The following is a 10932-nucleotide window of genomic DNA, read 5'->3' as shown; positions in this document are numbered from 1 at the left end:
GCCCGGCGCACGCGAACGGGCCCGGTGTACGCGAACGGGCCCCGGGGACAGTCCCCAGGGCCCGCTGTACGGCCTTGTCAGCGCCGCAGGGCTCGCGCTCAGCCCTCGGACTTCTCCTCGGAGGTCTCCGACGCCTCGGCGGCCTCGGTCTCCTCCTCCTCGTCGTCCAGGTTGACGATCTCGCCGTTGGTGTCCTTCACCGTGGCGGCCTCGACCACGACGGCCAGGGCCTTGCCGCGGGCGACCTCGCCGACCAGGAGCGGCACCTGGCCACCCTCGACGACGGCCTGGGCGAACTGGTCGGGGGACATGCCGGAGGAGGCGGCGCGCCGCATGAGGTGCTCGGTGAGCTCCTCCTGGTTGACGTTGAGCTGCTCCTTCTTGACCAGCTCGTCCAGGACGAACTGGGTCTTGATGCCCTTGACCGCGGCCTCGCGGGTCTCGGTCTCGAACTCCTCGGCGGTCTTGCCCTGGATCTCCAGGTACTTGTCGAGGGTGAGGCCCATCTGGGCGAGCTGGTGGTGCTCCAGGTTGTGCTTGCGGGTGTTGATCTCGTCCTCGAGCAGCTTCTCGGGGACGGGGACCTCCACCAGCTCCAGCAGCTTCTCCAGGACGCGCTCCTGGGCCTGCGTGGCCTGGTCGAACTGCTTCATGTTGGCGAGGCGCTTGCGGCTGTCCGCCTTCAGCTCCTCCAGGGTGTCGAACTCGGAGGCGAGCTGCGCGAAGTCGTCGTCCAGCTCGGGCAGTTCCCGCTTGGCGACCTGGGTGACCTTGACGGTGACCTCGGCCTCCTTGCCGGCGGCGGAGCCGCCCTTCAGCTCGGAGGTGAAGGTGGCCTCGCCACCGGCCTCCAGGCCCTTCACGGCGTCGTCGATGCCCTCCAGCAGCTCACCGGAGCCGATGGTGTAGGACACGCCGTTGGCGATGCCGTCCTCCAGGACCTCGCCGTCGACCTTGGCCTCCAGGTCGATCGTGACGACGTCGCCCTCCTCGGCCGCGCGCTCGACCGGGGTGGTGGAGGCGAAGCGCTCGCGGAGCTGCTCGACCGACTTCTCGACGTCCTCGTCGGTGACCTCGACGGCGTCCACCTCGACCTCGATGCCGGAGTAGTCCGGGATCTCGAGGGCCGGGCGGACGTCGACCTCGGCGGTGAAGTTCAGCGTCTCGCCGTCCTTCAGCTCCGTGATGTCGACGTCGGGCTGGCCCAGCACGTTGAGCTCGGCCTCGTTGACCGCCTCGGTGTAGAACTTCGGCAGCGCGTCGTTGACGGCCTCCTCCAGCACCGCACCGCGGCCGAACCGCTGGTCGATCACGCGGGCCGGGATCTTGCCCTTGCGGAAGCCCTTCACCGTGACCTGCTGGTTGATCTTCTTGTACGCCGCGTCGAGGCTGTCCTTGAGCTCCTCGAAGGGCACCTCGACAGTGAGCCGAACCCGGGTCGGGTTCAGGGTCTCCACGGCGCTCTTCACGGTTCGGTCTCCTTGTGGCTGACTTCTTGGTTTCTGCCGGAGCCAGACAGGTCCGGCGGATTCGCCGCCCGGACGAGTACGTAGGCCGTGGGGGCCAGGACACACGGGCGCGCAGCTTGCATAGTAACCGCAGCGGGTCAGCGCCCCAAAAGGGGATCTTCACGGATCGTGTGCCGGTGGTCGGGGTGGCGGGATTTGAACCCACGGCCTTCCGCTCCCAAAGCGGACGCGCTACCAAGCTGCGCCACACCCCGTCTGGTGTGCGACACGTAGGGTACATGCCCCGGCCGATCGCGTCGGCCGGATTACGCGGGACAACACGCGGGCGGCCGGGCGCGCGCCGTACGGGGCGCCCGCGACTCGGCACCCCCGAGCACGCCGGGGGCGTCATCGCGAAAGCAGTTGGCCTCCGCGGCGGGCGACCCGCTACGATGCCTCCTGTGCCGCGGTCGGCGACCGGCGGCGCGGTGTTGCGGGCGTAGCTCAATGGTAGAGCCCTAGTCTTCCAAACTAGCTACGCGGGTTCGATTCCCGTCGCCCGCTCTGGATGCCGAAGGCCCAGGTAAGAGGTTGTTCTCCTCTCCCTGGGCCTTCGGTCGTCCCGGAGGGGTCAGACTGGGGTCATGGCCAAGGGTGAGCGTCGTGTGACCTTTGCAGAGGTCGTGGGTTCCGTGGGTCCGGGGAGCGTCCCCGAGGTGTGGGTCTCCGTCGTGGACACCGGGGTGATCGACGACTGGGCCGGGGGCAGCTGGCGTCTGAGCGGCAGAGTGCTGGACGTGCGAGTCGCCCGGCGGCTGGCGGTCGGTGCCGATCTCGTGGTGCTGGGGCGCGAAGGCAGCACCCGGCTGGAGGATGTGCCCGCCGGGCGGCGTGCCGCCGTCTGGGAGGCGGCCGGGCGGCGCTACGCGGGCCCCGGCGGCAAGGCCGAAGGTCCCGAGTGGCCGCGGAGACCGCTCTACCGCGCCTTCAGGTTCGTCTCGGAGGACGGACGGACCCTGCTGCTGATCGACGAGTCCTGCTGAGGCGGCGCCGCGCCGGTCAGAACTTGATCGAGCTGATGGAGTCCGCTATCGAGTTCAGGAAGCGGTTGATCGAGGGGGCCATCCCGGACGAGGCCAGGAAGAAGCCGAAGAGGACCGCCACGATGGCGGGGCCGGCCTTGAGGTTCCCTCCTCGGATCAGGACCACCAGGATCACCGCCAACAGCACCACCACGGACAGTGAAATGGCCACAACTGATCACACCCTCGGTCGGTCCGCTCTCCCGGCCCGGAGGTACGGCCCGCGCACCCCCGCCACGGACATCGTGCCACCAACCCGGCCCGTGTATGCGGCCGATGACGAAACGTCGGGCACCCCCGCCCGCCGCGGGCGACCCGCCGCACGGTAATTCGATCAAGCACCCACGCGTGACTCCCCACGGAATTACCCGACTTCGTTTCCGTCTCCACACATCTCATGCCCAGGTAATTCGAATTGATGACACAGGAACGATGTATGCCCTCTTCAGTCGGGATGAATCGGGACATTGCGCGGGTGTTCGGACCCGGTAACCGGTAATCATTGCGGGGGTTTTACGAAATCCGGCGGGCGCGGTTAGGGTGCCTGAGATGTTTGAAGCCGCCTCGCCCCCCGGCCCGAACCGCAGCCCGCTCCCCCTGGCAGAGTCGCCGGTGAACGGAGTGCCCGCCCCGCGTCCCCCGGTGGGCGCGCGGGGGCGGCAGGCGGCGCTGGACAGACCCGGGCGGCAGCGCGACGCGTTCTTCGACAATGCCAAGTACCTGGCCATCGTGCTCGTCGCCACGGGTCACGCCTGGGAGCCGCTGAAAGACGGCAGCCGGATCCTGGAGAGCGTGTACACCGTCGTGTACACCTTCCATATGCCGGCGTTCATCATCGTCTCCGGCTTCTTCTCACGTCATTTCGACATGCGCCCGCACCGGTTGCGGCGGCTGATCACCGGAGTCGCCGTACCGTACGTCCTGTTCGAAACCGCGTACACGCTCTTCCGGAACCTGGTCAACGGCTCGCACGCGGACATCAGCCTGCTGGACCCCTGGTATCTGACCTGGTTCCTGGTGGCGTTGTTCGTCTGGCGGCTGACCGCTCCGCTGTGGCAGCTGGTGCGCCATCCGCTCCCCCTGGCCCTCGGCATCGCGATGCTGGCGGCCGTCAGCCCCGGCATCGGCGACGACCTCGATCTCCGGCGCGTCCTGCAGTTCCTGCCGTACTTCGTGCTCGGCCTGTGCCTGCGGCCCGAGCACTTCGAGCTGGTGCGCCGCCGCCGGGCGCGGATCGCCGCGGTACCGGTGTTCGCGGCGGCGCTCGCGGTCGGCTGGTGGGCGGTGCCGCGCATGAACACCGGGTGGTTCGCCCACAGCGAGTCGGCGCAGGAGCTGGGCGCCCCCTGGTGGTGCGGCCCGGTGATGACGCTCGCGCTGATGGGCTGCTCGCTGCTGCTGACGGCCTGCTTCTTCGCGTGGGTGCCGCGCCGGACGACGTGGTTCACCCGGCTCGGCGCGGGCACCCTCTACGGCTATCTGCTGCACGGCTTCCTGATGAAGTACGCCGACTACCGCGGCTGGTTCGAGCACCCCTGGCTGCACCGGCCGGCCGGGGTGGTGCTGGTGACCGTGCTCGCCGCGGCCGCCGTCACGGTGCTGTGCACCCGGCCGGTGCGGCGGGTCTTCCGCTTCGCGGTGGAGCCGCGGATGGAATGGGCCTTCCGGCAGGACGCTGCCGAGCAGGCCCGCAACCGGCAACGGCAGGGGCAGCGGGAGAAGGCCGGTGTCTAGGCGGGCGGGCCGAGAAGCGCGCGCATCCGGTCGTACTTCGCGGTCAGCCTGGTCCGGACCGGCTCGGGGAGGACGGCGAGGCGGACCGGGTCGGCGTTGTGCGCGAGGTCGGCCTCCTTCACCGGCAGCGCGCCCGCAGTGGCGAGGATCCGGGCGGCGTAGGCCTCCTGGGACTCCCCCGGTGCTCTGGTGAGGGCCCGCACGATGGCCTTGGTCCGCGCGGTGAGGGCGGCCGCCGCCAGCCACTCCTCGCTCAGCGCGGCGTCCTCCACGGCGTCGTGCAGCCAGGCCGCCGCGATCTGGTCCGGGTCGCCGCCCCGGGCGCGCACGCCCTCGGCCACGGCCGCGAGGTGCTCGGCGTACGGCCGTCCGGCCTTGTCGGTCCGGCCGTCGTGGGCGGCGCGGGCGAGGGTCTCGACCTCGGCGAGGGTGAGAGTCGGCATGCGCTCAGTGTGCCCTGCGCCGGGACCGGGGCCCGGCTCAGCGGGTCGCGGACGTCTCGCGGCAGATCAGCAGCAGGGCCCGGTCGTCGTTGACGTCCTTGGCGACCGCTTCGATGAGGTGCCAGGCGGCGCCGTGGAAGCCGCCGGGCACATAGCGGTCGGCCTCGCCGGTGAGCCGGTCGATGCCCTCCACGATGTCCCGCTCGGCGGTCTCCACCAGACCGTCCGTGAACAGCATCAACACGTCCCCGGGCCGTAGCGAGCCCTTCACGGGGTCGAACTGGGCGCCGTCGTACACACCGAGCAGCGGGCCCTCGGCCGCCTTCTCCTCCCAGCGTCCGCTGCCCGCGCTCAGCTGGAGGCCCGGCGGATGGCCCGCGGAGTACAGCTCGTAGTCCCCGGAGTCCAGGTCCAGCACCAGGTGGATGGAGGTGGCGAAGCCCTCCTCCCAGTCCTGGCGGAGCAGATAGCCGTTGGCGGCCGGCAGGAAGGCGTGCGGCGGCAGCGAGCCGAGCAGACCGCCGAAGGCGCCGGACAGCAGCAGGGCCCGCGAACCCGCGTCCATGCCCTTGCCGGACACGTCGGTGAGGACGACCTCCAGTGTCCGGCCGCCGTTCGTCCGGGCCGCGACGACGAAGTCACCGGAGAAGGACTGCCCGCCCGCCGGCCGCAGCGCCATCTCGTGGTGCCAGCCCTGGGGCAGCTTCGGCAGCTTGCTCTGCACCCGGATCCGCTCGCGCAGGTCGAACAGCATCGTGCCGCCGCGCCGCCAGGGCACGCCGACCCGGCTGCGGAACTGCGCGGTCAGCAGCCCGAAGAAACCGCACGCGGCGACCACCAGGACCACGCCGGGGGTGACCCGGGAGGGGCCCTCGGTGTACGGGCCGAGCCGCACCGACTCCACGATCAGCGCGGTGGCCGCCGCCGCGTACAGCCCGAGCAGGCTCGCCGGGCGCAGCAGCAGACCGCCGGCGACGATCGGCAGCACCAGGGTCGCCGGGGACCACCACACCGGCTCGAACAGGGTCATGGCCGCGAGGAGCGGGACGGTCAGCAGCAGTCCGGCGAAGGCGATCCAGTCGGAGCCGTCGCCGCGGAAGTAGTCCACGGCGCTTTTGCGCAGCCCGACGCGGGCCCGGTGCCACCGCTTCTTGCACCGGGCCGCGAACGTGTCGGCCTTCGCGCGCCGCTGTCGTCCTGCTGCCATCAGTTCGGGACCCTATCCAGCGGACCGGCCGCTTGGCACGGGAGGTCCCACTTGTCCCCCGAGCGGGATTCCGCTTCGCCGCGCGCACGCCGGGCCGCGCGGCGCCCGCGCCGGGAGGAAATTTGCTGGCCCGCCCCCCGGCGCCCTGATAGGCATGGCACATGGGCACTGACCACAAAGCCGAGTTGAGGCCGCTGCGCGAGGACGAGTGGGACGGGTGGTACGACGCCTTGTACCGGGCCTTCGGCGCGGGGCCGGCCTCGGGCGAGGAACGCGAGGTGGAGCGGGCGGCCACGGAGTTCGACCGCTCCCTCGCCGCCTGGGACGGGGACGCGCTCGTCGGCACGGCGGGGGCGTTCAGCTTCCGGCTGACCGTGCCGGGCGGGGCCTCGGTCCCCACGGCGGGGGTGACGATGGTGAGCGTCGCCGCCACCCACCGGCGGCGCGGGGTGCTGACCTCGATGATGCGCCGGCAGCTGGACGACTTCCACGCGCGGGGCGAGCCGGTGGCGATGCTGACCGCGTCCGAGCCGGCCATCTACGGCCGCTTCGGCTACGGCGCCGCCACCTTCCGGATCAGCGCCGAGATCGACACCAGCCGGGTGAGCCTGGCGCTGCCCGCCGGCACCGACGAGGTGCGGGTGCGGTCCGCGGCGCCGGCCGACGTGCTGGACGCCTGCGAGGCGGTGTACGCGGCCCTGGTCCCGCGCCGGCCCGGCATGCTGGCCCGGCGGCCGAACTGGGAGCGGGTCGCCCTGGTCGACCCGGAGCGCCACCGGGACGGGGGGCCGCCGTTGCAGTGCGTGGTCGCCGAACGGGACGGCGAGATCACCGGATACGCCCGCTACCACACCAAGGGTTCCTGGGAGGCCGGCGGTGCCCCCGCCGGCACGGTGCGGCTGAAGGACCTGGCCGGGCTGGACCCGGCGACCGAGGCCGCGCTCTGGCGGTTCCTGTTCGGCATCGACCTGATGACGACGCTGTCGGTGCCGTCGCGGCCGGTGGACGACGCCCTGCGGTACCTGGTCTCCGACATCCGCCGCTGCGACCCGCGGCTGCGGGACGACGCCTACGTCCGGCTGGTGGACGTCGGCGCGGCGCTGTCGGCGCGCACCTACCAGGCGCCGGTGGACGTCGTGTTCGAGGTGGAGGACGCCTTCGGCCCCTGGAACGCGGGGCGCTGGCGGCTGACGGGCGACGCGAAGGGCGCGTCCTGCGAGCGTACGGCCGACGCGCCGGAACTCGCCCTGTCCGTACGGGAGCTGGGCTCGGCGTACCTCGGCGGGGTGTCCCTGCTGTCGCTGGCGGCGGCCGAGCGGGTGCGGGAGCTGCGGCCGGGGGCGCTCACGGAGGCGTCGGTGGCGTTCGGCTCACCGCTGGCCCCGTGGCTGCCGCACGGTTTCTAGTACCGCGACGGTGCTCGCCCGTCGGCTCACGTCCGCTGGCAGGTGGGGCACCAGAAGAGGTTGCGGGCGGCGAGGCCTGCGGTGCGGATCTCGTCGCCGCAGATGTGGCAGGGCATGTTCGCGCGCCGGTAGACGTACACCTCGCCGCCGTGGTCGTCCACGCGGGGCGGGCGGCCCATCGCCTCCGGGGTGTGCTCGGGGCGGACGGTGTCGATGCGGTTGTCGCGCACGCCCTCGCGCATCAGCCCGGCCAGGTCGGCCCAGATCGCGTCCCACTCGGCCGGGGTGATGTCGCGGCCGGTGCGGTAGGGGTCGATGCCGTGCCGGAACAGCACCTCGGCGCGGTAGACGTTGCCGACGCCGGCCACGATCTTCTGGTCCATGAGCAGGGCGGCGATCGTCGTACGGCTGCGGGAGATCCTGCGGTACGCGGCGGCCGGGTCGGCGTCCGCGCGCAACGGGTCGGGGCCGAGCCGGTCGTGGATCAGCCGCTTCTCGGCGTCCGTGATCAGGGCGCAGGTGGTGGGGCCGCGCAGGTCCACGTACGACGTGTCGTTCGCCAGGCGGAGCCGGACGGTGTCCGTCGGCGGGGGCGCGGGGGCGTCACCGAAGCCGACCTTGCCGAAGAGGCCGAGGTGGATGTGGACCCAGTCGCTGTCCCGGAAGCCGAGGAAGAGGTGCTTGCCGTGGGCTTCGGTGGCGGTCAGCTCGGTACGGTCCAGGAGGGCGGCCGCGTCGGAGAACTTGCCCTGGGGGCTGGTGACGCGGGGGGCCGTGCCCAGGAAGCGCCCGGCGTAGTCCTGGGCCAGCCGGTGAATGGTGTGCCCTTCCGGCAAGGCGGGGTGTCCTTTCCTGCGTCTGCTCCGCCCGCCCGGCCCGGCGGGCGGACGAACGGGACCCCGGGACACATGCCCCGGGGTCGCTGCGGCCGGTCCGGCCGGGCCGGCCCCGCGCGGCCGGATCCGGAGTGTCCGGTCCGGGTGGGATCAGGGCTGGGGGTGGTGGGCCGGGACCGGGGGGAGGGTGCCCGTGGTCTCGTAGTCCGCCAGCATCTCGATGCGCCGGATGTGCCGCTCGTCACCGGAGAACGGGGTGTTCAGGAAGACCTCGACGAACTTGGTCGCCTCCTCGGTGCTGTGCATGCGCGCACCCACGGCCACCACGTTGGCGTTGTTGTGCTGCCGCCCGAGCTCCGCCGTCTCCTCGCTCCAGGCCAGCGCCGCCCGCACGCCCTTCACCTTGTTCGCGGCGATCTGCTCACCGTTGCCGGAGCCGCCGATCACGATGCCGAGGGCGTCGGCGTCCGCGGCCGTCCGCTCCGCGGCGCGCAGGCAGAAGGGCGGGTAGTCGTCCTGGGCGTCGTAGATGTGCGGCCCGCAGTCGACGGGCTCGTGCCCGGCCGCTTTCAGCCACTCGACGAGGTGGTTCTTCAGTTCGTAGCCCGCATGGTCGGAGCCGAGATACACGCGCATGCCACGAGTGTGACACGCCCCCACCGGGGCAGCAGCCCCAGGGTGCCGGCGGCCGGCCGGCCCGGAATCGTGTGAGACATGCCATAGATCCTTAAAGGAACCAGAGGTAACGATACGGATTCGGTGGTTCCCCATTGCGTTGGCCTCGGATTCACTGGACCGACTCGTACACCGCTCGTACGGGCAGCACCACCTGGCGCAAAGGAATTCCGTCCATGACCCCTGGTTCGGGCCTCCAAGCAGGACTCAAGAACCGCCACCTGTCGATGATCGCGATCGGTGGCGTGATCGGAGCCGGTCTCTTCGTCGGCTCCAGCTCGGGCATCGCCACCGCGGGACCCGGCATCCTCCTGTCGTACGCCCTCGTCGGCACGCTCGTCGTCCTCGTGATGCGGATGCTCGGCGAGATGTCCGCCGCCAATCCGACGTCCGGCTCCTTCTCCGCGCACGCCGACCGCGCGCTCGGCAGCTGGGCCGGGTTCTCCATCGGCTGGCTTTACTGGTTCTTCTGGGTCGTCGTCCTCGCGGTCGAGGCGACCGCCGGCGCGAAGATCCTCGAAGGCTGGGTCCCGGCCGTCCCGCAATGGGGCTGGGCACTGATCGTGATGACCGTGCTGACCGCGACCAACCTCGTCTCCGTCGGCTCCTACGGCGAATTCGAGTTCTGGTTCGCCGGCATCAAGGTCGTGGCGATCGGCGCGTTCATCGTCATCGGTCTGCTCGCCGTGTTCGGCGTGCTGCCGGGCGTGGACGCCGACAAGGCGTCCTTCGGCAACCTCACCTCGCACGGCGGCTTCCTGCCGCACGGACCGGGCGCGATCCTCACCGGTGTGCTGCTGGTCGTCTTCTCCTTCATGGGCAGCGAGATCGCCACCCTGGCGGCCGGCGAGTCCGAGGACCCGCAGCGCGCGGTCGCCAAGTCCACCAACAGCATCATCTGGCGCATCGGCGTCTTCTACCTGGGCTCGATCCTGGTCGTGGTCTCGCTGCTGCCGTGGAACGACCCGTCCATCGCCAAGGACGGCTCCTACGTCGCCGCGCTGAACTCGCTGGGCATCGCCCACGCCGGCCAGATCATGAACGTCATCGTGCTGACGTCGGTGCTGTCCTGTCTGAACTCCGGCTTGTACACGGCCTCCCGGATGGCCTTCTCGCTCGGCGAGCGCGGTGACGCGCCGAAGGTGTTCGCCCGGGTCAACAGCCGGGGCGTGCCGATGGCCGCGATCCTCGCCTCGGTCGTGTTCGGCTTCGTCGCCGTCTTCTTCAACTACCTGTCCCCGGACACGATCTTCCTGTTCCTGGTCAACTCCTCCGGCGCGGTCGCGCTGTTCGTGTGGCTGGTCATCTGCTTCTCGCAGCTGCGGATGCGGAAGATCATCCAGCGCGAGGCGCCGGAGAAGCTCGTCGTGAGGATGTGGCTGTACCCGTATCTGACCTGGGCGACGGCGACGCTGATCGTGGGCGTGCTCGTCTACATGCTCTTCGACACCGAGCACGACGGCCGCAAGACCGTGCTGCTGTCGCTGCTGGTCGCGGCGATCGTGCTGGTGATCGCGGTGGTCAGGCAGCGGCTGGCGGCGGGCCGGACGCCCGCGGCCGAGTCCCCGGCCGACAAGGTTCACGTCGGCTGACCCACCGCGGGCACACAGGGCACACAGAAGAAAGAGGCTCGCGGGACCGGGGAGTGATCCCGGTCCCGCGAGCCTCTGTCGTCGCCGGCTCGTCAGTGCTTGCCGAGCGCCTTCCAGGCGGCGGGCAGGGCGCCCATCGCCAGGGCGGCCTTGAGGGCGTCCCCGATCAGGAACGGGGTGAGGCCGGCCGCGATCGCCTCGGACGCGGACAGGTGGGCGGCCAGGGCCAGGTAGGGCACGCCGACGGCGTAGATGACGGCCTCGCCGAGGACCATCGCGCCGGCCATGCGCAGCGGCGAGCGGTCGGCGCCGCGCCGGGCCAGGGCGCCGACGACGGCGGAGGCGAGCAGCATGCCGAGGACGTAGCCGAAGGAGACGAGACCGGTGCCGGCCTTGCCGTCCGCGAACCACGGCACGCCCGCCAGACCCGCGACGGCGTACAGGGCGAGGGAGAGGAAGCCGCGGCGCGCGCCGAGGGCGGTGCCGACGAGCAGCGCGGCGAAGGTCTG

At 71.3% G+C, this 10932-nt stretch carries 11 protein-coding genes and 2 tRNA genes; 5 read left to right on the top strand and 8 right to left on the bottom strand.

Annotated features, from left to right (window positions below; genetic code table 11):
* Positions 1 to 98 precede the first annotated feature (98 nt).
* Positions 99 to 1469, bottom strand: coding sequence for a trigger factor (tig, locus tag H5J33_RS12075; protein WP_181794903.1), 1371 nt, complete (start codon positions 1467 to 1469; stop codon positions 99 to 101).
* Positions 1470 to 1646: 177 nt separating this feature from the next.
* A tRNA-Pro gene (locus tag H5J33_RS12070) sits at positions 1647 to 1723 on the bottom strand.
* A 218-nt stretch (positions 1724 to 1941) separates the two neighbouring features.
* On the opposite strand from H5J33_RS12070, the gene H5J33_RS12065 reads away from it, so the two are divergent.
* Positions 1942 to 2012, top strand: a tRNA-Gly gene (locus H5J33_RS12065).
* 101 nt (positions 2013 to 2113) lie between these two features.
* Positions 2114 to 2491, top strand: a complete 378-nt coding sequence (locus tag H5J33_RS12060; protein WP_181794902.1) for a hypothetical protein — start codon at positions 2114 to 2116, stop codon at positions 2489 to 2491.
* 16 nt (positions 2492 to 2507) lie between these two features.
* Here H5J33_RS12060 and H5J33_RS12055 read toward each other — a convergent pair whose 3' ends face one another.
* Positions 2508 to 2702 (bottom strand): hypothetical protein, encoded by a 195-nt coding sequence (locus H5J33_RS12055; RefSeq protein ID WP_181794901.1) that lies wholly within the window; start codon positions 2700 to 2702, stop codon positions 2508 to 2510.
* 377 nt (positions 2703 to 3079) lie between these two features.
* Here H5J33_RS12055 and H5J33_RS12050 point away from each other — a divergent pair, with 377 nt between their 5' ends.
* Complete coding sequence (locus H5J33_RS12050; protein ID WP_181794900.1) at positions 3080 to 4264, top strand: acyltransferase family protein; 1185 nt, start codon at positions 3080 to 3082, stop codon at positions 4262 to 4264.
* Here H5J33_RS12050 and H5J33_RS12045 read toward each other — a convergent pair.
* Positions 4261 to 4707: an HD domain-containing protein gene (locus tag H5J33_RS12045; protein WP_181794899.1), complete on the bottom strand. Its 447-nt coding sequence runs from the start codon at positions 4705 to 4707 to the stop codon at positions 4261 to 4263. The genes H5J33_RS12050 and H5J33_RS12045 overlap by 4 nt on opposite strands.
* A gap of 37 nt (positions 4708 to 4744) precedes the next feature.
* Positions 4745 to 5914, bottom strand: a complete 1170-nt coding sequence (locus tag H5J33_RS12040; RefSeq protein WP_181794898.1) for a PP2C family protein-serine/threonine phosphatase — start codon at positions 5912 to 5914, stop codon at positions 4745 to 4747.
* A 161-nt stretch (positions 5915 to 6075) separates the two neighbouring features.
* Between H5J33_RS12040 and H5J33_RS12035 the strand changes: the two genes are divergently transcribed.
* Positions 6076 to 7320, top strand: a complete 1245-nt coding sequence (locus H5J33_RS12035) for a GNAT family N-acetyltransferase (protein WP_181794897.1) — start codon at positions 6076 to 6078, stop codon at positions 7318 to 7320.
* A 26-nt stretch (positions 7321 to 7346) separates the two neighbouring features.
* Here H5J33_RS12035 and H5J33_RS12030 read toward each other — a convergent pair whose 3' ends face one another.
* Both H5J33_RS12030 and H5J33_RS12025 read right to left on the bottom strand, forming a co-directional pair.
* Entirely contained in the window at positions 7347 to 8156 is an 810-nt protein-coding gene (locus H5J33_RS12030) for an Fpg/Nei family DNA glycosylase (protein WP_181794896.1), read from the bottom strand.
* Between the two features lie 150 nt (positions 8157 to 8306).
* Positions 8307 to 8792 (bottom strand): ribose-5-phosphate isomerase, encoded by a 486-nt coding sequence (locus H5J33_RS12025; RefSeq protein WP_181794895.1) that lies wholly within the window; start codon positions 8790 to 8792, stop codon positions 8307 to 8309.
* Between the two features lie 215 nt (positions 8793 to 9007).
* Between H5J33_RS12025 and H5J33_RS12020 the strand changes: the two genes are divergently transcribed.
* On the top strand, positions 9008 to 10423 hold the full coding sequence (locus tag H5J33_RS12020) for an amino acid permease (protein ID WP_181794894.1): 1416 nt from the start codon (positions 9008 to 9010) through the stop codon (positions 10421 to 10423).
* Positions 10424 to 10515: 92 nt separating this feature from the next.
* On the opposite strand, the gene H5J33_RS12015 is transcribed toward H5J33_RS12020, so the two are convergent.
* Positions 10516 to 10932, bottom strand: a 417-nt coding sequence (locus tag H5J33_RS12015; protein WP_181794893.1) for a biotin transporter BioY, incomplete at its 5' end; no start/stop codon positions are given.

This window comes from Streptomyces sp. WELS2, assembly GCF_013870595.1.
Classification (GTDB): Bacteria; Actinomycetota; Actinomycetes; order Streptomycetales; family Streptomycetaceae; genus Streptomyces.
The sequence above is the reverse complement of the archived record's forward strand: the minus strand, read 5'-3'. Positions and strand labels throughout refer to the sequence as shown.

Bases quoted from the DNA above. Each gene is read 5' to 3' on its own strand.
- H5J33_RS12045 (WP_181794899.1), bottom strand. From the start codon at position 4,707: ATGCCGACTCTCACCCTCGCCGAGGTCGAGACCCTCGCCCGCGCCGCC.
- H5J33_RS12020 (WP_181794894.1), top strand. From the start codon at position 9,008: ATGACCCCTGGTTCGGGCCTCCAAGCAGGACTCAAGAACCGCCACCTG.
- H5J33_RS12040 (WP_181794898.1), bottom strand. From the start codon at position 5,914: ATGGCAGCAGGACGACAGCGGCGCGCGAAGGCCGACACGTTCGCGGCC.
- H5J33_RS12050 (WP_181794900.1), top strand. From the start codon at position 3,080: ATGTTTGAAGCCGCCTCGCCCCCCGGCCCGAACCGCAGCCCGCTCCCC.
- H5J33_RS12035 (WP_181794897.1), top strand. From the start codon at position 6,076: ATGGGCACTGACCACAAAGCCGAGTTGAGGCCGCTGCGCGAGGACGAG.
- H5J33_RS12025 (WP_181794895.1), bottom strand. From the start codon at position 8,792: ATGCGCGTGTATCTCGGCTCCGACCATGCGGGCTACGAACTGAAGAAC.